We start from the raw sequence: 24860 nt of genomic DNA, 5'->3' as shown, positions 1-24860 counted from the left end.
TCATTGGTCGGCATGAACGCCCGTCTCCTGCGCATCGCGCTCGCCTCCCTCGTCGGACTCGCCCTTGCCGCCGGCATCGCGTGGTGGCAGGTCCAGCACGCCACCCATCAGGTGGAGACCACCGCCGCCTCGGTCGGCGGGCCGTTCCAGCTCACCGACCACACCGGCAAGGCGGTCAGCGACGCCGACTACCGCGGCAAGCACCTGCTGATCTATTTCGGCTACACGTTCTGCCCGGACGTCTGCCCGACCGAACTGAGCACCATGGCGGCGGCGCTCGACGCGCTGGGGCCGACGGCGGAGCGCGTCCAGCCGCTGTTCATCACCATCGACCCGGAGCGCGACACGGTGGCGCATCTGGCGGAGTACGTGGCGCTGTTCCACCCCCGTCTGGTCGGCCTGACCGGCACGCCCGAGCAGATCCGCGCGGTGGCGCGCGAGTACCGCGTATACGCCGCCAAGGCGCCCGGCAGCGGCGGCGAGGGCTATCTGATGGACCACTCCAGCTTCATCTATCTGATGGGTCCGGACGGCAAATTCGTCGCCGTGTTCCCCGGCGGCACCGGCCCGGAAAAGATGGCCGGCGACATCAAGAAGCGCATCGGTAATTGACGCCGGGGGGCGGATTCCGCAGCAGCGAAGGCTCAGCCGTGGCGAATCCTCGCGCGAAACCATGCAGCGAATTGGGAACGGCAGCTTTTTCAAGCACTTGTCATAAGGGTTTTGCTTCTTGACAGGGTAGAGCCCTGTCCGTATGGTCTCGCCGCTTTCGCATGGTGGCAAGCGAATGGGAGAACTGGAAACGGTATGACCGACCGGAAGCCTCCCCCCTCGCTGGAAGAGCTCGATGCACGGTTGCGCAAGGCGCGGGAAGGTCAGGAGCAACACTCCAGGCCAAGCCGGTTCGCCGGTGCCCCGCAAGGCCCCATCGGGGTCGCCTGGCGGATCGGCGTGGAGTTGGTCGCTGCGATGATTGTTGGCGTCGGCGGCGGCTGGCTGATCGACCGCTGGCTTGGTACAGCACCGTGGGGCCTGGTGGTTATGTTCTTTTTGGGCTCTGCGGCAGGAATTTTGAACGTCTACCGGGCCGTCTCAGGGCTCGGGCTAGCTCCCGGCTACCGCCGGGTCGACAAGGAAGACCCAGAGCGCCCCAACGGCGACGGACATTGAGCGAGGACGACCTGTGGATCCGCTGCACCAATTCCAGATCAACCCCATCATGCAACTCGTCATCGCCGGGTACGACGTGTCGTTCTCGAACTCGGCGCTGTTCATGGTTGTCGCGTCGGCGCTGGTCTATTACCTGCTGACCACGGGCATGAAGCAGCGGGCGCTGATCCCCGGCCGCCTGCAGTCGCTGGCCGAAATGTTCTACGAGTTCGTCGCCGGCATGGTCCGCGAGAACGCCGGGCACGACGCCAAGCCGTACTTCCCGTTCGTGTTCACGCTGTTCATGTTCATCCTGTTCGGCAACATGCTGGGCATGATCCCCTACACCTTCACCTTCACCAGCCACATCATCGTGACCTTCGCGATGGCGCTGACGGTGTTCGTGTTCGTGACGGTGCTGGCGCTGATGAAGCACGGCCTGCACTTCTTCTCCTTCTTCATGCCGCACGGCGCTCCGGTGGCGCTTGCCCCGATCCTCATCCCGATCGAGGTGATCTCCTACGTGATGCGCCCGGTCAGCCTGTCCATCCGACTGTTCGCCAACATGATGGCGGGCCACACCATGCTGAAGGTGTTCGCCGGCTTCACCGTCATGATGATCGGCGGCCTGGGCGCGGTCGGCTTCCTGGCGGGCATCGTGCCGATCGCCATCAACGTGGCGCTCACCGGCTTCGAATTCCTGGTCGCGTTCCTGCAGGCGTACGTCTTCTCGATCCTGACCTGCCTCTACATCCGTGACGCTCTCGAACTGCACTGAGAGCCGAGCGGTCATCCCTTTACCCTTCATCACAGTTCACCCTTCAGAAGAGGAATGAGTATCATGGAAGCTGAAGCCGCAAAGTTCGTCGGCGCCGGTCTGGCTGTCATCGCCCTCGCTGGCGTCGGCATGGGCATCGGCAACATCTTCTCGACGCTGATCGGCGCCATCGCCCGTAACCCGGCGGTGCAGCCCAAGGTGTTCCCGATCGGCATTCTGGGCTTCGCGCTGACGGAAGCCGTCGCGCTGTTCGCCCTGCTGATCGCGTTCCTGATCCTGTTCGCCTAAGGCTCGTCCAGACGCGACTTTCGCTTCTGAAGCGGCGCCGGCTCCAGTTCCGGATCGACGGACTTCCGTGGGCTTCGGCCCACGGAAGTCTCCGTTGATACGGGGCCTGTTACCAAGGGGCATGACGGCGTCGTACCTTTGCCTTGGGGGACCGATCATGTCGAACCTGTTGGCCAAGGGACGGCTGGCCCGCTGGTCGGGCGTTGCGGGCACCTCGCTCGTTGCGCTGACCGCGATGGCCGCCCCCGTCCTCGCGGCGACCGCGCAGAACGCGGCCGAACACGGGGGCGAGCACGCCGCTGGCGGCCTGCCTCAGCTCAATCCCGCCACTTTCCCGACCCAGATTTTCTGGCTGGCGCTCAGCTTTGGCGCCCTCTACTACCTGCTGTCCAAGAAGGCTCTGCCGGTCGTGGCGCAGGTGCTGGAAGAGCGCCAGGAGCGCATTTCCCGCGACCTGTCCAAGGCCGCCAGCCTCAAGGAAGAGGCCGAGGGCGTCATGGCGACCGTCGACAAGGCGCTCGCCGAGGCCCGCACGCAGGCCCAGGCGGTGATCGCCGAGACCGTCGCCGCCATCGAAGCCGACAACCAGGCCAAGCAGTCGTCGCTGAACGCGCAGATCGCCGACCGCCTGCGTGAGGCCGAGACGCGCATCAACGCCGCCAAGGAGCAGGCGCTGACCAATGTCCGCGGTGAAGCCGCCGGCATCGTCCGCGAGATCGCTTCCAAGCTGGCGGGCATCGACGCCGACCCGGCCCAGGCCGAGGCCGCCGTCGCCGCCGTCATCGAGGAGCGCCGCTGATGCTCAAAGCCCCTGAATTTTGGGTTGCCATCGCGTTCGTCGTCTTCATGGCGCTGGTGTGGAAGAAGGCAGCGGCCGCCATCGGCTCGATGCTGGACGCCCGCGCCGAGAAGATCCGCGCCGAACTCGACGAGGCCCAGCGCCTTCGCGAGGACGCCCAGGCCACCCTCGCCGCTTACCAGAAGCGTCAGGCCGACGCGCTGAGCGAGTCGGCGGCCATCGTCGCCCACGCCCGTGAGGAGGCCGAGCGCATCCGCGCCCAGTCCACCACGGATCTGGCCAGCGCCCTCAAGCGCCGCGAGAAGCAGGCCATGGACCGCATCGCCCAGGCCGAGGCCCAGGCGATCGCCGAGGTCCGCAACCTGACGGTGGACATCGCCATCGCCGCCAGCCGCCAGCTGCTCAGCCAGGGCATCCAGCCCGCCCAGGCCGACAAGCTGATCGAGGCGTCGATCGCCGACCTGCCCCGGCATCTGCACTGATCGTTGCCCCTCAGGCAACGGTGTTTCGAGAACCCCGGCCTTTGTGCCGGGGTTTTTCTTTGCCCATATTCGTCTTCGAGATTGCCCCCTGTTGCGCAGGGGCCCGTAACGGAGACTCGCCATGACCGCCCCCTTCCCCACCGTTTTCGTCTCGCACGGCGCGCCGACGCTGATCATCGAGGACTCGCCCGGCCGCGCCTTCCTCGCCGGCTTGGGCGAGCGGCTTGGCCGACCCTCGGCGGTGCTGGCGGTTTCCGCGCACTGGACGACGGCGGCGCCCGCGGTCAGCGGCGCCACCCAACCGCAGACGGTGCACGATTTCTACGGCTTCCCCAGCGCGCTCTACGAGATGCGCTACCCCGCCCCCGGCGCGCCGGAGCTGGCAGACACGGCGCTCGGCCTGATGCGGGACGCCGGCATCGCCGGGAGCACCGACCCGGAGCAGGGCCTGGACCACGGCGCCTGGGTGCCGCTGATGCTGATGTACCCGCAGGCCGACATCCCCGTGGCGCAGCTCTCCGTGCAGCCGCGCCGCAGCGCGGCCGACCACATCGCGCTGGGCCGCGCCTTGGCGCCGCTGCGCGACCAGAACGTGCTGATCCTCGCCAGCGGCGGCGCCGTCCACAATCTGCGCGACTTCCGCTTCGGCGCCACCGATGCCGCCCCGTGGGCCGACGCGTTCGCCCGCTGGCTGGACACTGCGCTGACCGCCGGTGACGTGGACGCCGTCGCCCACTGGAAGGAGCGCTGCCCGGAGGCGCGCCTCGCCCACCCGACCGACGAGCATTTCCTGCCGCTGCCGGTTGCCCTCGGCGCCGCGGGGCCGACTCCGCGGGCCGAGCGCCTGCACACCGGCTTCGAGCACGGCAGCATCGGGATGCAGGCGTACGCCTTCCACAGTTCCTGACCAGTTTCGGCACAGGCAGGGATTGTCCCGTACTTGTCTGTTTCTTAACCGCCTTCATACCGCTACACTCCCCGCTGCGTTTTATGACTGCCCGCGCGGGAGTTGGTGTGAATCGGTTCGGCGCCCTGTCTCGGCTGAGCGACCTCAAGGTGGCGACTCGGATCTCCATCGGCTTTGGGATCGCCTTCGGGCTCGTCCTTGTCCTGGCCGTGGCGGGGCTGCTGTCGCTGCGCGACGTCACGCAGAACGTCGGCACCTACTCCGCCTCGACGGGCGCCGCGCAGATCGCTGCGGACGTCGACATCGGCATGCGCGACCTGGAGGTCGCCGTGCGCGACCATCTGGGCATGGCTGACGAGGACAGCCTCACCGAGGCGCGGCGCCAGCACGAGGCCCTGCGGGACAAGCTGAGCGCGCTCGCCGACGGCACGGCCGGCACCCCGGACGCCCCGTCCGTCGCCGAGGCACGCACCGCGCTGGAGGGCTATTGGGACGGCTTCGAACAGCTGGTCACCCTGCGCGGCGAGCGCACGCACCTGCTGAACAGCGTGCTGGGGCCGATGGCCGAGCAGATGCAGCTCAAGCTCGGCCAGCTCAAGGAAGCCGGCGGGATCGACTCGGGCGTGCTGGCGGCGGATGCCGCCGCCGCGGTGCAGGCCATGCACGACCACGCGGTGCGCTACGCCGCCAACCGCGACCCCAAGGACGCCGAAGCCCTGCGCGAGGCGGTGGACACCGTGCGCAACCGGCTTCAGGAGATCAACCGGTACGTCTGGGTGCAGGGCACGCGCCAGCTCATCTTCGACACCCGCCACATGCTCACCGCCAGCAACGGCGTGCTCGACCGGGTCGAGGAGTTGCTGAACCAGGAAGACCAGCTGCGCTTCCAGGCGCTCGATCCGAACGCCGGGGTGATCAGCGCCCGCGCCGCCGAGGTGCGCAAGCGCAACGACTCCTTCGCCGCGTCCCTGCGCCGCGGCTTGGCCGAGCGGACATCGCACTGGATCGACATCGCGCCGTGGGCCGGCGGCATCCTTCTGCTGGTCGCCATCCTGACCACGTGGCTGGTGGTGCGCAGCGTCGCCCGGCCGGTGGACGCCATGGCGAACGCCATGGCCGCGCTGGCGGCGGGGAAGACCGAGGCGGCGGCGCTGCCGGCCGTCACCGGCACGGGCGAACTGTCCACCATGGCGCGCGCGGTCGAGACGCTGCGCGCCAACGCCACGGAGACGGAGCAGCTCAAGCGCGACGCCGCCGTGGCGCACGCCGAACTGATCGAGGCCAAGGAGCGCGCCGAGGCCAAGGACCTCGCCAAGACCAACTTCCTGGTCAACATGGGGCAGGAGTTGCACCGGCCGCTCAGCGACATCATCCACCACAGCCAGTCGCTGATGGGCGAGCTGCACCGCCTGGGCGCCGGCGAGCTGGCGACCGACGTGGAGATGATCCAGTGGTCGGGCGAGCAGATCGTCGGGCTGGTCGACGCCATCCTCGATTACGCCAAGATCGAGGCCGGCACTGTGGACGTCGAATTGCAGGATTTCGACGTCGCCCGCCTGATGGCCGAGGTGCGCGAGCGCGTCATGCCGCAGGCCGACCTCAACGGCAACACGCTGATGGTGTCCGGTGCGGCGGCGCTGGGCGGCATGCACCAGGACTTCGGCAAGGTGCGGCAGATCCTGCTGAACCTGCTGGACAACGCCTGCAAGTTCACCCGCCAGGGCTCCATCACCCTGTCGGCCGAGCGCGCCGACCGCGACGGCCGCGCCTGCGTGCGCTTCGTGGTGACCGACACCGGTGCCGGCTTCGCGCCGTCGCAGGCCGGCCGCCTGTTCCAGCCCTTCTACCAGGGTGCGGCGCCGGGCGGCGGCAAGGTGCCGGGCGCAGGCCTCGGCTTGACGCTGGTCGGCCACTACACGGCGATGCTCGGCGGCGACCTGGAACTGGCGAGCGAGCCCGGCCACGGCACCCGCGTGGCGCTCACCCTGCCCGCCACCTACGACCCGCCCGCCGAGGACCGCCCGCTGCTCGGGAAAGAGGAAGCGCGTGGCGTGCGCCCGCTGCTGACCGTCGCCGAGCACCGCGCGCTGCCGCAGCCGGCGGAGTGACGCCCTCCTACGAAGAACCGGGTTTTCACGGATTTCGCGGATTTTCCCACGGATTACACGGATTTTTTTTAATGCTTGCGGCGCGTCGGGCCATCCCGAAGGCCGATGCTGCGCACGATCATCGAAATCCGTGTAATCCGTGCCTCAATCCGTGAAATCCGTGAAGAATGGTGGCCTGACGCCTCCCATCGCGGATCAAACCTCCCGCCGCCGCGGCGCGTCGGGATCCGGCTCGCCCCCGCCACCCTGGCCGTACTTCATGCTGCGCATCTTCGAGGATACGCGCTCGATCTCCTCCGGCGGCAGGATGGTCGGGGACCCGAGCATCAGCGCATGGACGTACTGGCGTGCCAGCGCTTCGACCTCCACCGCCAGCGCCAGCGCCCCCTTCAGGTCGTTGCCGAGGATGATCATGCCGTGGTTGGCGAGCAGGCAGGCGCGCCGGCCCTCCAGCGCCGTGAGCGCGTGGTCCGACAGTTCCTGCGTGCCGAAGGTGGCGTAGGGAGCGCAGCGGATCGTGTCGCCGCCGGCCAGCGCCACCATGTAGTGGAAGCTCGGGATCGGCCGGCCGTGCACGGCCAGCACCGTGGCGAAGGTCGGGTGCGCGTGCAGCACCACCTGCACGTCGCTGCGCGCCGCGAGGATGTCGCGATGAAAGCGCCACTCCGACGACGGCCGGCGCTCGCCCACATAGGTCGCGTCGAAGCCCATCTCGACGATGTCTTTGGGCTCCGTCTCGTCATACGGCAGGCCGGACGGCGTGATCAGGAAGCCCTCCCCCACCCGCGCCGACAGGTTGCCCGACGCGCCCTGGTTGACGCCCAGCCGGTTCATGGCGAGGCAGGTGTCGATGATGGCGCGGCGCAGGTCGGCGTGGGGAAGGCTCATGACAGGCACTCCGGCGGTTCCTCCGCCAAGGGGGCCACGGAGCGGCGGCGCCTGTCAACGCCGGTCCGTTTCCTTTTCACTCCGCGGGCGAACGGCGGGGCTCGCCCTTGACCTCGGCCAGCCACAGCGCGTGGTGCTCGCGCGCCCACTCCTCCTCCACCTGGCCCGAGCCCATGGCGTCGAAGGCGCCTTCCATCCCGACCGAGCCGATGTAGATGTGGCCGATGATGATGACCGCCATCACCAGCGCCGTCACCGCGTGAATCAACTGGTAGAGCTGCATGTCCTGCAAGCTGCCGAAGGAGAACGGGAACAGCAGTTGCAGCCCGGTGAAGCCCAGAACGGCGCCGCCGACGACGGTGGACCAGAAGATGAGCTTCTGCCCGGCGTTGAATTTCTTGGCCAGGGGGTGGACGTTCTTGCTGAACAAGCCGCCGGCCTTGGCGATCCAGTCCACGTCGCCGCGGTCGGGGATGTTGTCGCGCACCCACAGCACAAAGATCGTCAGCACGCCCAGCATGAAGGCGAAGCCCAGGACATGGTGCGCCAGCTTGCCCCAGCCGGTCAGCGCCGCGAAGGCTTCCGGCCCGATCAGCGGCAGCAGCGCGTAACGGCCGTACAGCACATTGAGCCCGCTCAGCGCCAGCACGATGAAGCTGCCGGCGGTCAGCCAGTGGGCACCACGCTCCAGCGTATTGAAGCGCTGCACGGTGCGGCCGGTGGCCGGCGCGTCCAGGCGGATGCGTCCACGGAACAGGAAGAACAGCACCAGCACGCCGAAGATGCCGGCCAGCGCCCAGGAGCCGTAGGTGGCGATCGGCCCATTGCGCAGCGTCCGCCAACTCTGGCCTTCCGATTGGATGAGCACGCCCGCGCGCGGGTTGGGCAGGCTCGACGTGCCCTGGACGCCATGGCGGATGCTGCGCCAGACATCGGCGTTGGCGGCGTTGGCGGAGGTGTCGAGTTGCTGGTTGGCCACCGGGGCCGTCTCGGTCGCCAGAACCGGCAGGCTGGTGGCGAGGCCCAGCGTCACCATCAGCGCGGCGAGCGCCGCCTTGCACCAGGACGTCATGTCGTGCCCTCCGGTCAAATCCCCTCCCCCGCCCCGGGGGAGGGTTAGGGTGGGGGTAGCGCAAGGATCCTTGCCTGCACCCTCACCCGGCCGCTGCGCGGCCACCCTCTCCCGGGACGGGAGAGGGTTTCTTCCTACTGCCCCGACTTCATCTGATACGCCGTGCCCCAGCCCCACGCTCCGGAGCCGAAGCCGCGCGCCACCACACGCTCGCGGTAGATGTCCGACACCACGTTGCCGTCGCCTGCCAGCAGCGCCTTGGTCGAGCACAGCTCGGCGCACAGCGGCAGCTTGCCCTCGGCGATGCGGTTGCGACCGTACTTCTTGAACTCGGCATCCGAGTTCACCGGCTCCGGGCCGCCGTTGCAGAAGGTGCACTTGTCCATCTTGCCGCGGCTGCCGAAGTTGCCAGCCTGCGGATACTGCGGCGCGCCGAACGGGCAGGCGTAGAAGCAGTAGCCGCAGCCGATGCACAGGTCCTTGTTGTGCAGAACGATGCCTTCGGCCGTCTGGTAGAAGCAGTCCACCGGGCACACCGCCTTGCACGGCGCGTCCGAGCAGTGCATGCACGCCACCGAGATCGAGCGCTCCCCCGGCTTTCCGTCGCCGATGGTGACGACGCGGCGGCGGTTGATGCCCCAGGGCACCTCATGCTCGTTCTTGCAGGCGGTGACGCAGGCGTTGCACTCGATGCAGCGGTCCGCGTCGCACAGGAATTTCATGCGAGCCATGATTCAATCCCCTGCGTCAGGCCGCGGAGATGCGGCAGAGCGTGACCTTGGTCTCTTGCATCTGCGTCACCGAATCGTAGCCGTAGGTCGTGGCGGTGTTCGCCGCCTCGCCCAGCACGATAGGATCGGCGCCCTTCGGGTAGTGCGAGCGCCGGTCCTCGCCCTGGAACCAGCCGCCGAAGTGGAAGGGCATGAACGCCACCCCCTTGCCGACACGCTCGGTCAGCATGGCCTTGACCTTGACCCTGCCGCGCTCCGGGCCTTCCACCCAGACCATCTGGCCGTCCCTGAGGCCGAGATTGTTGGCGTCGGTCGGGTTGATCTCGACGAACATGTCCTGCTGCAACTCGGCCAGCCACGGGTTGGAGCGCGTCTCGTCACCACCGCCCTCGTACTCGACCAGACGGCCCGAGGTGAGGATGATCGGGTAGTCCTTCGACACGTCGCGGTCCTGGATCGACTTGTAGAGCGTCGGCAGACGCCAGGCCTTGGTGTCCTTGTAGGTCGGGTACTCGGCCACCAGATCGCGGCGCGGCGTGTACAGCGGTTCGCGGTGCACCGGCACCGGGTCGGGGAAGTTCCAGGCGACGCAGCGCGCCTTGGCGTTGCCCGGCGGGGCGATGCCGTGCTTGATCGCCACGCGCTGGATGCCGCCCGACAGGTCGACGACCCAGCTCACCGCGCCGATCTTCTCGCCGCCAATCTTCTGGATCACTGCCAGTTCGGCCTCGGTCAGATCCTTGTCCCAGCCCATCTTCTGGAGCATGGCCATGGTGACTTCCGGGTAGCCGTCCTTGATCTCGGAGCCGACCGGATAAGCCCCCTCCGCCAGCAGCGTGACGCCGTTGCGCTCGACGCCGAAGCGGGCGCGGAACGCGCCGCCGCCCTCCCCCACCGGCAACGAGTTGTCGTACAGGTTCGCCGAGCCGGGATGTTTCATCTCCGGCGTGCCCCAGCACGGCCACGGCAGACCGTAGAAGTCGCCGTCCGCCGGGCCGCCGTTGGCGCGCAGCGTCGTGCGGTCGAAGGTCTGCTGGTGCTGCATGTGCAGCTTCATGCGCTCCGGCGACTGGCCGGTGTAGCCACACGACCACATGCCGCGGTTCCACTCGCGGGTGATGTCGTCGATGAAGGGCTCGTTCCCCTGGACCTTGATGTTCTTGCACAGTTCGCCGGCGAAGCCGAACTTCCTGGCGAACAGGTACATGATCTCGTGGTCGGCCTTCGCCTCGAACAGCGGCTCCATGACCTTGAAGCTCCACTGCACCGAACGGTTGGACGCGGTGCGCGAGCCGTCCGTCTCGAACTGCGTGGCGGCGGGGAGCAGGTACACCCCGTCCTTCCGATTGTGCAGGATCGAGGTCATGGTCGGGTACGGGTCGATGACGACCAGGATGTCCAGCTTGTCCATCGCCTTCTGCATGTCGGGCAGACGGGTTTGGCTGTTGGGCGCATGGCCCCAGAACACCATGCCCTTGATGCTGTCGGGCTGGTCCATGTTCTCCTTGGGCTCCAGCACGCCGTCGAACCACCGCGACACGGTGATGCCCGACGCCTCCATCAGCTTCTTGTCCTTGAAGCGGCTCAACAAATAATCGTAGGGCAGATCCCAGACGCGCCCCCAGTGCCTCCATGCCCCTTCGGCGAGCCCGTAGTAACCCGGCAGCGTGTCGGAGGTGACGCCGAAGTCGGTGGCGCCCTGCACGTTGTCGTGGCCACGGAAGATGTTGGCGCCGCCGCCGGCCACGCCGATGTTGCCGAGCGCCAGTTGCAGCACGCAATACGCACGGGTGTTGTTGTTGCCGACATGATGCTGGGTTCCGCCCATGCACCAGACCAGCGTGCCCGGCCGGTTCGACGCCAGCGTGCGGGCGACGCGCTTCAGCTGGCTGCCGGGAACCCCGGTGACCTTCTCGACCTCCTCGGGCGTCCACTTCTTCACCTCGGCGCGGATCTCGTCCATGCCGTAGACGCGCTTGGCGATGTAGTCCTTGTCCTCCCAGCCGTTCTCGAAGACATGCCAGAGCAGGCCCCAGATCAGCGGCACGTCGGTGCCGGGGCGGAAGCGGATGTACTCGTCGGCCTTGGCCGCCGTGCGGGTGAAGCGCGGATCGGCGACGATCAAGGGCGCGTTGTTCTGTTCCTTGGCCTTCAGCACATGCAGCATGGCGACGGGATGCGCCTCGGCGGCGTTGGAGCCGATGAAGAACATCGAGCGCGACTTGCCGATGTCGTTGTAGCTGTTCGTCATGGCGCCGTAGCCCCAGACGTTCGCCACGCCGGCCACCGTCGTCGAGTGACAGATGCGCGCCTGATGCTCGATGTTGTTGGTGCCCCACAGCGCCGCGAATTTGCGCAGCAGATAGCCCTGCTCGTTCGAGTGCTTGGCCGAGCCGAGCCAGAACACCGAATCCGGCCCGGACGTCTCGCGGATCTTCAGCAGCCGGTCGCCGACTTCGTTGAGCGCCTGCTCCCAGGAGATGCGGGTGTACTTGCCGTCCACCAGCTTCATCGGGTAGCGCAGCCGGCGGTCGCCGTGCGCATGCTCACGCACCGCGGCCCCTTTGGCACAGTGCGCACCCAGATTGATCGGGCTGTCGAAGGCCGGCTCCTGGCCGATCCACACGCCGTTCTGCACCTCAGCCACCACCGTGCAGCCCACCGAGCAGTGCGTGCAGATCGCCTTCACCTGTTTGATGTCGCCGGCCGGCGCGGCGACCGCGGCGGCACCGGCCTTGCGGACGGTGCCCGGCAGGTTCGCCGCGAGGGCAGCCCCGCCGGCCGCCAGACCCGAGGCGCGCAGGAAGGTGCGGCGGTCGACGGTGGCGCCGGTGAGGCCCGTCAGCGCCCGGACGAGGTGCTTGCCGGACGCGGACGCGGTGGACGTCTTGATCAGCATCGGGGGGACCTCCTAGAACCGGCTCGATTCATAGGCTTTGCGGACGTGCTCGGTCTCGCGGTAGCGCTGGCGGGTCAATTCGTCCCCCGCTTTGGCCTCGGCTGGCGCCGTGGGCAGGCCGGCCACCGCGGCACCCAGCGCCCCGGCGCCGAGCCCGGCGGCGCGGAACAGGTCACGCCGCGCCAGAGTCCCCCAACCCTTCGTGTCCGTCATCGTCGCCCCCTCTTGGTGACACGGTCCTCAGACGGCCATGGCGAACGCCTGACCTTCGATGTCCAGGAAGCGCCGCCCCAGCGTGCCGACCGTCCGGTAGAAGATTGCGGTCGGCGATGCCTCCAGGTCCGCGAAGAAGCGCGGCGCCCAGCTGGCGATGTGGCGGTCGAAGAAGGCGCGCTGCTCGGTCAGGCTGGCCGGTGCGTCGAAGGCGCCGGTGATCAGGCCGGACATCATCTCGCAGAGCGCGGCGACGTGGTCCTCGGACTCCGTCACGTCGTCGGCGCGCGCGATGCCTAAGCGCGCCATGTCGCCGCGCAGCTCGGCCAGCGGCTTCTCGTGCAGAAATCCGGTGCGGTAGTACGAGCCGAACGGCGTCAACTCGCCGCCGCCGACGCCGATGAACAGCGCGGCGAACTCGTCCGCCACGCCGCGCGGCGTCGCCTCGCGGGCGGCCAGGCCGAGATCGGTGTAGGCGGTGCCGAGCGGACTGTCGTCGCCGTCGATGGCGGCGAGCGCCGTCAGCGCATCGGCATCCGGGGCCCGAGACAGCAAAGCAGCCAGCAATCCGTAGGCCTGAGCCCGCAGAATCTCTTCGTCCGGCAGCGCGGACGGTTCATCGTCACCGATTGGCGACACGTGGCATTCCTCCCTTGCGACAATCCCAGCCCTTCTTAGAGCATGAGGACCGCCGTGCGGCAGCTCTTTCGGCCGCCTTTTTCGTCTTCAGACACCGTTCCGCGATGCACATTCCGAACGGAACATCATCCCCGGCCAATGCTGCGGTTGCGAAAAACCACGTTGTCACAGAGGCTTACGTCGCACCGTCCTGGCATTGAATGCCTTATGCTTCAACTTGTCAACAATCCGTGACAGCGTCGATGAAATGGCAAGTATCCGCTCGGCCGAAAGGGCTATGATTTCTCTGCCATATCCCTTTCGCCATCGGGGTCTTCCACGAGTTCCGATGGCGTCCCGCTCTCATCGACCGATGCTGCGGCGGCCTCCTCGGCACGCTCTGCCACCTCTTCCGCGGCGTCGAGGAATCCTTTGCCGACACGGTACGCGGTCTTGACGATGCCGGCGCCCTTGAACAGGCCGGTGTAGTCGTCGGCGTAGTCTTTCAATCCATCGTCGTTGGCGAAGACCGGGTCGGAGGTCCACAGCTTGCGCAACGCCTGCCGGTGCAGATCCTCCGGCACACCGGCGCGCAGGAACGGCGTGAAGTCCGACTCCGCCGTCAGGCTGTCCACCGGCGGCAGGTCCGCCAGCGCATCCTCGCCGGCCTTGTCGTCAAGCACCTCGGCCGGCGGCGCCTCCGGTTCCGCCACGGCGGGCAGCGGCGGTGCCGACTCGGGCTCGGGCTCGGGCCGGCGCGGCTCCGCCTCCTTCTGCTTCAGGCGGGACCAGCGGGACAGGAAGGATTCGCCGGTCATGGCCGACGGCCCGGACGCGGCGGCCCGCCGAGGCCGTCCGGGTGGTGGCGTTTGCGCTCGCGCTTCTCGAAGGGAACGTCCACGTGGTGCTGGTCGACGAAGTCGCGCAGCAGCGCCAGAACCTCCGGCGGCACCGGCACCGTCTCGACGGTTTCCTGGCCGCTCACCTGATAGACCTCGCACTCGTGCGCCGAGGCGGTGACGAAGAACGGCACCATGGTGCCCGGCTCGCCCTCGTCGTCCGGGCGCAGGGCCACCCAGAGTCGCGGCGGCTCTTGTGACAAGTTCAGCCGATAGCCGTCCGTGTCGCTGCGATACAGTTCGAGCGGAAGCGTCGCGGCGTGGAAGTGCGCCCAATCGTCGCCCTCCCGCAGCAGGCGCCAGCCGCCCTCGACCGCCGGTGCGCCGGGGATGACGGCGACCGGACTCCACGTCCAGTCCTGCCAGGGGCTCCGGCTGCGCCGCCGCTCCAGCACGATCCCCAGCGCCATCGTCTCCATTTTATCCAGCGTTTCCGCCATATCCCCTCCGGCCGCGGTGAACGGCGATCCACTCCGGGACCACCGCGGGCTCCGTGCGCTTCTTCGCGAATGTTTCGTCCTCTTAGTATCGTGGCGAGCGAAGCCCCGTGACAACCCCATTGCGGCGCATTTTTCCCGATGGCGCGCTCGTCAACTTTTCTTTGACCTTTGTGGCCGATGGTCATTAGCTGGAATCCGGCACAGATCGAAGCGGTTACACCCTTCATGGCAAAGTCCGACGACGCACCGCCGCGACAGCGCCGCATTTTCTCGGACCTTTCGTCCGGAGCGCACGCGGACATCGCGGTCGACCGGCTGGAGAAAGGCGGCAAATGGCTGGCACTGGCGACGCTGGCCGTGGCGCTGACGGCCACCGTCGCGCTGTCCCTGTGGACCTCGGCCGTGGTCGAGCGCGAGGCGAGCGAGCGCTTTTCCGCCCGTGTCGGTGAACTGCACTCCCGCATCGGCGAGCGCATGCAGGCCTATTCGCAGGTGCTGCGCTCGGCCGCCGGCCTGTTCAAGGTGGCGCCCGTCGTCTCGCGCGAGGGATGGGACGCCTTCGTGCACAGCCTCGACCTGGAGCGCCAGTTCCCCGGCATCCCCGCGGTGGCCTTCGCCCGCCACCTGACCGAGGGCGAGTTGGAGGGGACCGCCGAGTCCGCCCGCGCCGACGGCATCACCGAGTTCACCATCCGGCCGCAGGGCCGGCGGGACGCCTATCTGGTGAACGTCTACTCCTCGCCGGTCACGCCGCTGAACCGCGCGGCGCTGGGCTACGACATGCTGAGCGAGCCGGTGCGCCGCACCGCGATCCTGACCGCCGCCTCCAGCGGCGAGCCCGCCATCACGTCCCGCCTGACCCTGAAGATCGACGAGAACCGGGCGCCGCAGCCGGCCTTCATCATGTACTACCCGGTCTATCGGCCGGGCTCGCCCACCGATGCCGGCACCGGGCGGCGCGGCGCGCTGCACGGCATGGTGCTGGCGCCGTTGCGCACCTACCCGCTGATCGAGGGCATCCTCAGCCACGACGTGAACGACGTGGCGCTCAGCGTCTACGACGGCCACGTCGCCGCGGACGAGCAGGAGATGTACCGCAGCGCCGCCTATCCCGAATCCCCCCAGCTGTCGGAAACCCGGCCGATCGCCTTCTACGGCCGCATGCTGACCGCCACCTACCGCTCGACGCCGAAGTTCGAGCGCAGCCTCCACAGCGACAAGCCGGCCATCGTTCTGGCGTCCGGCGGGCTGATCTCGCTGCTGCTGTTCAGCGTGGTGTGGTCGCTTTCGACGACGCGGGCGCGCGCCACGCGGCTGGCGTCGGAGATGACGCTGTCGCTGCGCCGCCGCGAGGCGGAGTTGCATTACTTCTTCACCCAGGCGCCGGTCGGCATCCTGATCCTCGATGCCGAGGGGGCGGTGCTCGACTGCAACCCGATGGTCGGGCGCTTCATGGGCGTGCCGGCGGAGCGGGTGATCGGCTTCAACATGGTCACCGACGCGCGCGACCAGTCGCTCGCCCCGGCGATCCGCCGCGCCGCCACCGGCGAAGCGGTCGAGATCGAGACGCAGTACATCTCCACGCTCGGCGACAAGGCCGGCTTCTACCACATCCATTTCCAGCCGGTGTACCGCAACGAGTCGCTGATGTTCGTCCTCGCCTTCGTCGACGACGTGACCGAGCGCAAGACAGCCGAGCAGCGCGTCCACTATCTGGCGCATTACGACACGCTGACCGGGCTGTCGAACCGCACGCTGTTGCAGGACCGCCTGGAGCAGGCCATCACCGCCGCCAGGCGCTCGAACGGCACGGTGGCGGTGCTGTTCCTCGACCTCGACCATTTCAAGGTGATCAACGACTCGCTCGGCCACACCACCGGCGACGCGGTTCTGAAGGACGTGGCGCGCCGCCTCCAGCAGACGCTGCGCGAGGTGGACACGGTCGGCCGGCTGGGTGGCGACGAGTTCATCATCGTCCTGCCCGACGCCGGCACCGCCGCCGACGTGGCCCGCACGGCCGCCCGCATTCTCGATTGCGTGTGCGAACCCATGCGCATCAAGGAGCGCGATTTCACCATCTCGCCGTCCATCGGCATCAGCCTGTTCCCCGCCGATGGCGAGGACGGCGAGCGGCTGATCAAGAACGCCGACGCCGCCATGTATCAGGCCAAGGCCGCCGGCCGGCACGCGTTCCGCTTCTTCACCCCCTCCATGGACGCGCAGCTCAACGAGCGCCTGAACCTGGAGGCCAACATCCGCCGCGCGCTCGATCTGGGCGAATTCCGCCTGCACTACCAGCCGCAGATCGAGCTGGGCAGCGGCCGGGTGACCGGGCTGGAGGCGCTGATCCGCTGGGCGCACCCCGAACTGGGCATGGTGCCGCCGGCCCGCTTCATCCCCGTGGCCGAGGAGAGCGGGCAGATCACCGCCATCAGCCTGTGGGTGCTGGACGAGGCGTGCCGTCAGGCCAAGCTCTGGCAGGCCGAAGGGCTGCCCATCCAGCGCGTCGCGGTGAACATCTCGGCCCTGCAGTTCCGCACCGCCGACCTGCCGGGTCAGGTCAGCGCCGCGCTGTCGCGCCACGGCCTGCCGCCCTGGTGCCTGGAGGTCGAGGTCACCGAGGGCGCGCTGATCCGCAACGTCGACATGGCGATCCTGATCCTCAAGTCGCTGAAGGAGATGGGCGTCAAGATCTCCATCGACGATTTCGGCACCGGGTATTCCAGCTTGAGCTATTTGCAGCGCTTCCCGGTGGACACGCTGAAGATCGACCGTTCCTTCGTGAACGAGGTGTCGAACGACCAGCACGACGCGGCCATCGTCAAGGCGATCATCGGTCTGGGCAGCAGCCTCGGCCTGAACATCATCGCCGAGGGCGTCGAGACCGAGCAGCAGCTGGACTTCCTGCGCGACGCCGGTTGCCACAGCGGCCAGGGCTACCTGTTCAGCCCGCCGATTCCCGCCGAGGACGCCTCCCGCTTCATGATCCGCAGCGTCGCCCGCAGCGCGCTGGTGCATTGAGAAGGCGGCGTTACCGCACCACCCCCGCCGCCAGCAGCCGCTCCGCTTCGTCCAGATCCTCCGGCCGGTTGGTGTTGAAGAAGGGATCGACCGGATCGACGCCGAACTCGGCGACCGCCAGCTTGTAGCGGCCGGTCCAGGCGTCCACCTTGCGCACGCCCTCCTCCACCATGGCGCGGCGCAGATCGTCGGCCAGCCGCAGCGGCCACAGCCCGAACACCGGATGGTCCTGTCCGCCCGAGCGCGCGCAGGCGAGGTCCGCGCCCTCCGCTTCCACCGCCCGCACCAGCCGCGCGACGAGGTCGCCGGGGATGAACGGCGCGTCGGTGGCGAAGCTCGCCAGCCACACCGCATCCGGCGCGTTGGCCTTCGCCCATTCCAGCCCGGTCAGCACACCGGCCAGCGGCCCGGCATAGCCCTCCACCACATCAGCCGCCACCGGCAGACCGAAAGCAGCGAAACGCTCCGGGTCGCCGTTGGCGTTCAGCACCAGCGGCCCGACCTGCGGGCGCGCCACGGCGACGATCCGCTCCAGGATGCTGCGCCCGCCAAGCGTGCGCAAATTCTTGTCGCCGCCGCCCATGCGGCGCGACAGCCCGCCGGCCAGCAGCACCCCTGCAATTCGACCGGGGGCAATATCAGTCCTCATCGCGGCTTCCCTTGCGCTGGTGTTCCTTGCCCTCGTCGCCCACCGCCGCCGTGTCGGCGTCGAAGATCAGGCGGTCGGTGCCGGCCAGCGCCATGAAGCGCTTGCCCTTGGCCCGCCCGACCAGCGTCAGGTTCGCCTGCCGCGCCAGTTGCACGCCCCACGCCGTGAAGCCGGAGCGCGAGACCAGGATCGGGATGCGCATCTGCACGGTCTTGATGACCATCTCGCTGGTCAGCCGGCCGGTGGTGTAGAAGATCTTGTCCTCCGGGTCGACACCGTTCAGGTGCATGTAGCCGCGCACCTTGTCCACCGCGTTGTGACGGCCGACGTCCTCCATGTAGACCAGCGGCCGGTCCTCCTGGCACAGCACGCAGCCGTGGATGGCGCCGGCCTCAAGGTACAGGCTGGGGGTCAGGTTGATCTTCTTCGACAGCGCGTAGATCCACGATGTGCGCAGGCGGATGTCGGGGTTCAGCCTGACCGTCTCGAAAACCTCCATGACGTCGCCGAAGGCGGTGCCCTGGGCGCAGCCCGAGGTCAGCGTCTTCTTCTTCAGCTTCTCCTGGTAATCGGTGCGCCGCTCGGTGCGGACGACGACGACGTCCGTCTCCTCGTCGAAGTCGATGCCGGTGATCGTGTCGTCCGGCTTCAGCATGTTCTGGTTCAGCAGATAGCCGACGCCGAGATACTCCGGGTAATCGGCGATCGTCATCATAGTGACGACCTCCTGCCCGTTGAGGAACAGCGTCAGCGGCCGCTCCACGGTGACGGAGGTCTCGATGGCCCGCCCGTCCTGATCCAGGCCGGACACGCGTTCGGTGAGCTTGGGGTCGGCCGGGTCGGGCCGCACGGCGAATTCTTCGAGCATCATGGCAACAAGGATGGCCCTCCTCCCTTCGTCGAGCAAGCGCCGGTTCCTCTGGACGACGCTATGACAGCGCAGGCATAACGGAAACGGAATGCACGATGTTTCCGAAGCCTTCGCCACCGCCCTCCACCTGATCGCGTCGATGGACGCCGATCTGCTGGAGATCGTCGGCCTGTCGCTGCGCATCAGCCTGAGCGCCGTGCTGGTGGCGGCGCTGATCGGCCTGCCGCTGGGGGCAGCGGTCGCGGCGCTGCGCTTTCCGGGTAAGCGGGTGGCGACGGTGGCGCTCAACGCGCTGATGGGGCTGCCGCCGGTGGTGGTCGGGCTGATCGTCTACCTGATGCTGTCGCGCTCCGGCCCGCTGGGTGTGCTGAGCCTGCTGTTCACCCCCGCCGCCATGGTCATCGCCCAGGCCGTGCTGCTGACCCCGCTGATCGCCGCGCTGGCCCGCCAGACGGTCGAGGATCTGGTGCACGAGTACGACGACATGCTGCACGTGTTCGGCGCCGGCCCGGTGAACACCATCGGCACGCTGCTGGCCGAGGCGCGCTTCAGTCTGGCGACGACGGTGCTGGCCGCCTTCGGCCGCGCGTCGGCGGAGGTGGGCGCGGTGATGATCGTCGGCGGCAACATCGAGCACGTCACCCGCGTCATGACCACCGCCATCGCCCTGGAGACCAGCAAGGGCAATTTACCGCTGGCGCTCGGGCTGGGGGTGATCCTGATGGCGCTGTCGCTGGCGGTGAACGCCACGGTGACGACGCTGCGCCACGCCGCCGACCGCGTAAGAGCCTGATCAATGCCGGAAGACACCTGAAGGAGAAACGACCATGCTCCGCCGTACCCTGCTGACCGTCGCCGCCGCCGCGCTGGCGGTCTCCATCGCCCTGCCCGCCGCCGCCGCGGAGGAACGGTTCATCACCGTGTCCTCGACCACCTCGACGGAGGACTCCGGGCTGTTCAAGCACATCCTGCCGCTGTTCACGGCCAAGACCGGCATCGCCGTGCGCGTGGTCGCCAAGGGCACGGGCCAAGCCATCGATCTGGCGAAACGCGGCGACGCCGACGTGCTGTTCGTCCACCACAGGCCGTCCGAGGATAAGTTCGTCGCCGAGGGCTTCGGCGTGCAGCGCCTGCCGGTGATGTACAACGACTTCGTCGTGGTCGGCCCGAAGAGCGACCCGGCCGGCATCCGCGGGCAGAAGGACGTGACGAAGGCGCTGACCCGCATCGCCGAGGCCAAGGCCGCCTTCGTTTCGCGCGGCGACGACAGCGGCACCCACAAGGCCGAGCAGGCGCTGTGGACCACCGCCGGCCTCAATCCGGCCAAGGAGGGCGGCTGGTACAAGTCGCTGGGCCAGGGCATGGGGGCGACGCTGAACGCGGCGGCGGCGCTGGACGGCTACACGCTGGCCGACCGCGGCACGTGGCTGAGCTTCCAGAACCGCGCCGGGCTGGAGGTGCTGGTCGAGGGCGACAAGCGCCTGTTCAACCAGTACGGGGTGATCCTGGCGAACCCGGCGAAGTTCCCGCACATCAAGGCGGCCGAGGGCCAAGCCTTCATCGACTGGGTGGTCTCGCCGGCGGGGCAGAAGGCCATCGCCGACTACAAGATCAACGGCGAGCCGCTGTTCTTCCCGAACGCCGACCAGCCGGGGGCGTGATCAGGAAGCCGTGTCCCGTAGGTTGGTGTTGAGCGCAACGAAGCCCAACGGATTCCGCATCGCGCGCACGTTGGGCTTCGCCTGCGACTCAGCCCTAACCTACAAAGCTATCCGCCGATGGCGCGCAAAGGGAACGCCGTTCTCCTCCACGAACCGTCGCGCATAGTCGAGCGCATCCCGGTTCGCCTTCTTCCACTCCGCAGCCACACCACCGTTCCGAATTGCATCGGCGGCCTCCGGTGAGCCTGTAGGCTCGCGTTTGTTGTCCGACATCGCCATTTTCCCTCGGTTGCCTTGCCCTTGACCCAAAACATCCCCACAAAGTCGGGGGTCGCAAACCTCCCCTGATGCCGATATTTACTGTATCAGGGGGCGCACAAACACAGAACCGCGCCCCGGCAGGGAAGGTTACCATCCATGAAGCTCAACGGCCGCACCGTCCTGGTCTGCGACTGCGCGCACTCCATGCCGCTCGATGGCGCGGCGCTGTCGCGCGCCTGCGGGGCCGAGGGCGCCGCCACGGTGCACACGCAGCTCTGCCGCAGCCAGCTCGACCGCTTCGAGGCCGCCGCCAAGGGCGCATCCGGCCCGCTGCTGGTCGCCTGCACCCAGGAAGCCCCGCTGTTCGCCGAGATCGCTGCGGAAACCGCCCCGCAGGCCGAGCTGTCCTTCACCAACGTCCGCGAGCGCGCCGGCTGGTCCGACGAGGCCGCCTCGGCGCTGCCGAAGATCGCCGCCCTGCTGGCCGAAGCCACGCTCACCGTGCCGCCGACCGGCTCGATCACGCTGACGTCCGAGGGCACCTGCCTCGTCTACGGCACCGACGAGCGCGCCATCGATGCCGCCCGCCAGCTCTCATCGAAGCTCGACGTGACCGTCCTGCTGAAGAACCCAAAAGACATCCTGCCGCCGCGGATCATGGACGTGCCGGTGTTCCGCGGCACCATCCGCGCCGCCAAAGGCTGGCTGGGCGCCTTCGAGATCGTCGTGGACGACTACGCCTACGCGCTGCCGTCCTCGCGCGGCGCCCTGGCGTTCGAACCGGCGCGGCACGGAGCGTCGTCGCGCTGCGACCTCATCCTCGACCTGACCGGCGGCGCGCCGCTGTTCCCGGCGCACACCAGGCGCGACGGCTATCTGCGCCCCGACCCCGACAGCCCTGGCCAGGTCACCAAGGCGCTGTTCGACGCCGCCGACCTCGTGGGCGAGTTCGAGAAGCCGCGCTTCATCGACTTCAAGGCCGACCTCTGCACACACGCCCGCAACGCCAAGACCGGCTGCACGCGCTGCCTGGACGTCTGCCCGACCGGCGCCGTCGCCCCGGCCGGCGACACCGTGCAGATCGACCCGCACGTCTGCGCCGGCTGCGGCTCCTGCGCCGCGGTGTGCCCGACCGGCGCCAGCACCTACGCGCTGCCGCCCGTGCAGACGGTGTTCGAGCGGCTGCGCACGCTGATGGACGCCTACGCCAAGGCCGGCGGCAGCGACGCCGTGCTGCTGGTGCACGACCCCCGCCACGGCGAGGAGGTTCTGGCGCTGATGGCGCAGCACGGCCGCGGCCTGCCGGCCCGCGTGCTGCCCTTCGCGGTGCACGAGGTGACGCAGCTCGGCCTGGATTTCTTCGCGACGGCGCTGGCCTATGGGGCCTCCCAAATCCGCGTGCTGACCGGCCCGACCAACCAGGGCGAGACCGCCGGCCTTGCCTCCCAAGTCGGGCTGATCGAGACGGCAATGGCGGGGCTCGGCTACGGCTCCGGCCGGGTCGGCGTCATCGACGCGCGCGACCCCGATGCGGTGGACGCCGAGCTGTGGACCCTGCCGCGCGAGGCCGCACCGGCGCCGGGGCTGTTCCTGCCCATGGGTGGCAAGCGCACGCTGGTCATGCTGGCGCTGCGCCACCTGCACAGGACGGCGCCGACGCCGCTGGACGTGCTGCCGCTGCCGCCGGGCGCCCCCTTTGGACGGGTCGAGGTCAACGTCGAGGGCTGCACGCTGTGCCTGTCCTGCGTCGGCTCCTGCCCGACCGGCGCCCTGCTCGATAACCCCGACAAGCCGATGCTGAGCTTCGCCCAGGACGCCTGCGTGCAGTGCGGCCTGTGCAAGGCCACCTGCCCGGAGAAGGTGATCGCGCTGGTCCCGCAGATCGACTTCCGCGACAGCGCCCGCGGCGCCGTGACCATCAAGGAGGAGGAGCCGTTCTGCTGCGTGCGCTGCGGCACGCCCTTCGCCTCCAAGTCCTCCATCGAGAAGATCGTCGCCGCGCTGGGCGGCAAGCACTGGATGTTCGCCACGCCGGAGGCCGCCAACCGCATCCGCATGTGCCAGGACTGCCGCGTCATCGATCAGGTCGAGCGCGGCCAGGACCCGTTCGCCATGGGCACGCGGCCGGTGACCCGCACCACCGAGGACGACCTGCGCGAACGTGCCGCAGCCCTGGCGGCGAAAGGAAGCGACGACGGGGCTTGACACCGGTCAAGGCGCTACCGTTCACCGATTGGAAAGAGTCTCGAAGGCAGTCTGAATATGGACGTATGCAAACGAATTGCGTCCACGCCTTTGCTTTGACTCCGTCCTTCGGGTGAACCGCCATGCTGCCTGCGCTGTCCCTGCGCCTGCGCCTCGTCCTCCTCACCACCCTGACGGCCGGCGGGCTCCTCGTCTTAGCGGCGGTGGCGCTGATGCACCTGCGCGACACGCAGATGGACGGCCACCGCATCATGCTGCGCAACGCCGTGGAGGCGACGCGCGGCATTCTCGATCACTACCACGGCGAGGCCACGGCCGGCCGCCTCACCCCGGAGCAGGCGCAGGAGCAGGCCCGCGCGGCGGTGCGCCGCCTGCGCTACGCCGGGTCGGAGTATTTCTTCGCCTACGACTACGACGGCACCTCGATGGTGCTCGGCCCGCGCCCGGCCGTGGAGGGCACCAAGCAGCTCGCCGACATCAAGGACGCCGACGGTGTGCCGTTCGTGCGCGAGCTGATCAAGGCCGGCCGGGCCGGTGGCGGCTATGTCGCCTACCGCTTCCCCAAGGCCGGCACCGACCAGCCGCTGCCGAAACTGAGCTACGCCGTTGCCTTCGAGCCGTGGCAGTGGATGCTGGGCACCGGCGTCTACATCGACGATGTGGACGCCGCCTATTGGCGCAACGCCACCACCCTGGCGGGCGTGTCGCTGCTGATCGTCGCCGTGGTGGCCGGGGCGGCGCTGCTGATCGGCCAGCAGGTGACGGGGACCGTCAACCGATTCGCCGACGCCATGCGGCGGCTGGCCGGCGGCGACCTGGGGATCGCCATCCCCGCCGTCGGCCAGCGCGACGAGTTCGGCACCATGGCCGAGGCGCTGCGCGTCTTCAAGGACGGCACCGCCGAGAACCGCCGCCTTCTCGCCGACCAGGACCGCCTGAAGCGCGAAGCCCGCGAGCGCGAGAGCCAGGCGCTGCTGCGCATGGCCGACGACGTGGAGAGCCGGGTGCACACGCTGATCGGCCACGTCGCCACCGAGACGGAACGGCTGGGCGGGGCCTCGCGCACGCTGTCGGCCTCGGCCGAGCAGACGCAGGCGCGCAGCGCCTCGGTCGCCGCGAGCACCGAGCAGACCAGCCGCAACGTCGAGACCGTCGCCGCCGCCACCGAGGAGTTGGCCAGCTCCAGCCAGGAGATCGGCCGCCAGGTCGAGCAGTCCGCCGCCGTCGCCCGCCGCGCCCAGGAGGAGGCCGAACACACCTCCGGCGCCGTCAGGGAACTGGCCGAGGCCACCAAGCGCATCGGCGAGGTGGTCGGGCTGATTAACGCCATCGCCAGCCAGACCAACCTGCTGGCCTTGAACGCCACCATCGAGGCGGCGCGGGCGGGCGAGGCCGGCAAGGGCTTCGCCGTGGTGGCGTCCGAGGTGAAGAACCTCGCCACCCAGACCGCCACCGCCACCGACGAGATCACCCGCATCATCCAGTCCGTCGAGACCGGCACCCAGACGACCGCGCAGGCCATCGGCCGCATCGAGCAGACGATCCGCGGCGTCAACGAGGGTGCCGCCGCCATCGCCGCCGCCGTGGAGGAGCAGAACGCCGCCATGGGCGAGATCGCCCGCAGCGTTCAGGAGGCGGCGACCGGCACCCAGCGCATCACCGCGGAGATCGGTCAGGTGTCGGTGAGCGCGCGGGGCACGCTGTCCACCGCCCGCGAGATCGCCGAGGCCAGCCACGGCCTGGACGGCGAGGCGCAGGCGCTCAAACGGCAGCTCGAGGAGTTCCTGGGCGGGCTGCGCACCACCGCGCGCAAGGAGGCTTGATCGGGGTCAAGATACCCCCACTCGGCCAGGGGGAGAATTCGTCCATCCAAAGTCCTATATTGGGATGAACGAACGGCGCGTTACCCTGGAAGACCGAC

General features: G+C 68.6%; 24 protein-coding genes. 13 read left to right on the top strand and 11 right to left on the bottom strand.

What is annotated here, in order from left to right; all coding sequences use genetic code 11:
• Nucleotides 1–12: 12 nt before the first annotated feature.
• From ACSVDD_RS07590 to ACSVDD_RS07555, 8 genes are all read left to right on the top strand, one after another.
• Entirely contained in the window at nt 13–612 is a 600-nt protein-coding gene (locus ACSVDD_RS07590) for an SCO family protein (protein ID WP_448188724.1), read from the top strand.
• A gap of 195 nt (nt 613–807) precedes the next feature.
• Nucleotides 808–1170 (top strand): AtpZ/AtpI family protein, encoded by a 363-nt coding sequence (locus ACSVDD_RS07585; protein WP_448188723.1) that lies wholly within the window; start codon nt 808–810, stop codon nt 1168–1170.
• A 13-nt stretch (nt 1171–1183) separates the two neighbouring features.
• Nucleotides 1184–1927, top strand: a complete 744-nt coding sequence (locus tag ACSVDD_RS07580; RefSeq protein WP_448188722.1) for a F0F1 ATP synthase subunit A — start codon at nt 1184–1186, stop codon at nt 1925–1927.
• Between the two features lie 63 nt (nt 1928–1990).
• On the top strand, nt 1991–2215 hold the full coding sequence (locus tag ACSVDD_RS07575) for an ATP synthase subunit C family protein (protein WP_448188721.1): 225 nt from the start codon (nt 1991–1993) through the stop codon (nt 2213–2215).
• A 157-nt stretch (nt 2216–2372) separates the two neighbouring features.
• Nucleotides 2373–3014 (top strand): F0F1 ATP synthase subunit B family protein, encoded by a 642-nt coding sequence (locus ACSVDD_RS07570; protein ID WP_448188720.1) that lies wholly within the window; start codon nt 2373–2375, stop codon nt 3012–3014.
• On the top strand, nt 3014–3496 hold the full coding sequence (locus tag ACSVDD_RS07565) for a F0F1 ATP synthase subunit B family protein (RefSeq protein ID WP_448188719.1): 483 nt from the start codon (nt 3014–3016) through the stop codon (nt 3494–3496). Before ACSVDD_RS07570 ends, ACSVDD_RS07565 begins: the two co-directional genes overlap by 1 nt.
• 121 nt (nt 3497–3617) lie before the next feature.
• Nucleotides 3618–4403 (top strand): DODA-type extradiol aromatic ring-opening family dioxygenase, encoded by a 786-nt coding sequence (locus tag ACSVDD_RS07560; protein WP_448188718.1) that lies wholly within the window; start codon nt 3618–3620, stop codon nt 4401–4403.
• Nucleotides 4404–4510: 107 nt separating this feature from the next.
• Entirely contained in the window at nt 4511–6511 is a 2001-nt protein-coding gene (locus ACSVDD_RS07555) for a sensor histidine kinase (protein WP_448188717.1), read from the top strand.
• A 195-nt stretch (nt 6512–6706) separates the two neighbouring features.
• Here the strand turns inward: ACSVDD_RS07555 and ACSVDD_RS07550 are convergent, their stop codons facing one another.
• From ACSVDD_RS07550 to ACSVDD_RS07515, 8 genes are all read right to left on the bottom strand, one after another.
• On the bottom strand, nt 6707–7399 hold the full coding sequence (locus tag ACSVDD_RS07550) for a class II aldolase/adducin family protein (protein WP_448188716.1): 693 nt from the start codon (nt 7397–7399) through the stop codon (nt 6707–6709).
• 76 nt (nt 7400–7475) lie between these two features.
• Complete coding sequence (locus tag ACSVDD_RS07545; RefSeq protein WP_448188715.1) at nt 7476–8471, bottom strand: formate dehydrogenase subunit gamma; 996 nt, start codon at nt 8469–8471, stop codon at nt 7476–7478.
• 134 nt (nt 8472–8605) lie between these two features.
• Nucleotides 8606–9202 carry a formate dehydrogenase FDH3 subunit beta gene (gene fdh3B / locus ACSVDD_RS07540; protein ID WP_448188714.1) on the bottom strand — a complete coding sequence of 199 codons (597 nt, stop codon included), beginning with the start codon at nt 9200–9202 and terminating at the stop codon, nt 8606–8608.
• A gap of 16 nt (nt 9203–9218) precedes the next feature.
• Nucleotides 9219–12101 carry a formate dehydrogenase subunit alpha gene (locus ACSVDD_RS07535; protein ID WP_448188713.1) on the bottom strand — a complete coding sequence of 961 codons (2883 nt, stop codon included), beginning with the start codon at nt 12099–12101 and terminating at the stop codon, nt 9219–9221.
• A 12-nt stretch (nt 12102–12113) separates the two neighbouring features.
• A complete protein-coding gene (locus ACSVDD_RS07530; RefSeq protein WP_448188712.1) occupies nt 12114–12314 on the bottom strand; it encodes a formate dehydrogenase in 201 nt (66 codons plus the stop codon).
• 27 nt (nt 12315–12341) lie between these two features.
• Nucleotides 12342–12953, bottom strand: coding sequence for a TorD/DmsD family molecular chaperone (locus ACSVDD_RS07525; protein WP_448188711.1), 612 nt, complete (start codon nt 12951–12953; stop codon nt 12342–12344).
• Between the two features lie 275 nt (nt 12954–13228).
• The gene (locus ACSVDD_RS07520; RefSeq protein WP_448188710.1) at nt 13229–13750 is read right to left on the bottom strand and encodes a DUF3306 domain-containing protein; all 522 of its coding nucleotides are present in this window, start codon (nt 13748–13750) and stop codon (nt 13229–13231) included.
• Nucleotides 13747–14271 (bottom strand): DUF3305 domain-containing protein, encoded by a 525-nt coding sequence (locus ACSVDD_RS07515; protein WP_448188709.1) that lies wholly within the window; start codon nt 14269–14271, stop codon nt 13747–13749. The genes ACSVDD_RS07520 and ACSVDD_RS07515 overlap by 4 nt, the downstream gene beginning before the upstream one ends.
• A gap of 225 nt (nt 14272–14496) precedes the next feature.
• Between ACSVDD_RS07515 and ACSVDD_RS07510 the strand changes: the two genes are divergently transcribed.
• Nucleotides 14497–17292: a bifunctional diguanylate cyclase/phosphodiesterase gene (locus tag ACSVDD_RS07510; RefSeq protein WP_448188708.1), complete on the top strand. Its 2796-nt coding sequence runs from the start codon at nt 14497–14499 to the stop codon at nt 17290–17292.
• A 10-nt stretch (nt 17293–17302) separates the two neighbouring features.
• On the opposite strand, the gene mobA is transcribed toward ACSVDD_RS07510, so the two are convergent.
• Both mobA and fdhD read right to left on the bottom strand, forming a co-directional pair.
• Nucleotides 17303–17941 carry a molybdenum cofactor guanylyltransferase MobA gene (mobA, locus tag ACSVDD_RS07505; protein ID WP_448188707.1) on the bottom strand — a complete coding sequence of 213 codons (639 nt, stop codon included), beginning with the start codon at nt 17939–17941 and terminating at the stop codon, nt 17303–17305.
• Entirely contained in the window at nt 17931–18812 is an 882-nt protein-coding gene (fdhD, locus tag ACSVDD_RS07500) for a formate dehydrogenase accessory sulfurtransferase FdhD (protein ID WP_448188706.1), read from the bottom strand. The genes mobA and fdhD overlap by 11 nt, the downstream gene beginning before the upstream one ends.
• A gap of 88 nt (nt 18813–18900) precedes the next feature.
• Here fdhD and ACSVDD_RS07495 point away from each other — a divergent pair, with 88 nt between their 5' ends.
• Nucleotides 18901–19605, top strand: a complete 705-nt coding sequence (locus tag ACSVDD_RS07495; protein ID WP_448188705.1) for an ABC transporter permease — start codon at nt 18901–18903, stop codon at nt 19603–19605.
• A 34-nt stretch (nt 19606–19639) separates the two neighbouring features.
• Nucleotides 19640–20473: an ABC transporter substrate-binding protein gene (locus ACSVDD_RS07490; protein ID WP_448188704.1), complete on the top strand. Its 834-nt coding sequence runs from the start codon at nt 19640–19642 to the stop codon at nt 20471–20473.
• 99 nt (nt 20474–20572) lie between these two features.
• Here ACSVDD_RS07490 and ACSVDD_RS07485 read toward each other — a convergent pair whose 3' ends face one another.
• Entirely contained in the window at nt 20573–20746 is a 174-nt protein-coding gene (locus ACSVDD_RS07485; protein WP_448188703.1) for a type II toxin-antitoxin system CcdA family antitoxin, read from the bottom strand.
• A gap of 144 nt (nt 20747–20890) precedes the next feature.
• Between ACSVDD_RS07485 and ACSVDD_RS07480 the strand changes: the two genes are divergently transcribed.
• Both ACSVDD_RS07480 and ACSVDD_RS07475 read left to right on the top strand, forming a co-directional pair.
• Nucleotides 20891–22939, top strand: a complete 2049-nt coding sequence (locus tag ACSVDD_RS07480; RefSeq protein ID WP_448188702.1) for a 4Fe-4S dicluster domain-containing protein — start codon at nt 20891–20893, stop codon at nt 22937–22939.
• A 122-nt stretch (nt 22940–23061) separates the two neighbouring features.
• On the top strand, nt 23062–24762 hold the full coding sequence (locus ACSVDD_RS07475) for a methyl-accepting chemotaxis protein (protein ID WP_448188701.1): 1701 nt from the start codon (nt 23062–23064) through the stop codon (nt 24760–24762).
• Nucleotides 24763–24860: the final 98 nt, after the last annotated feature.

This window comes from Azospirillum terrae, assembly GCF_053470425.1.
This window is presented reverse-complemented; position numbering and strand designations above follow the sequence as displayed.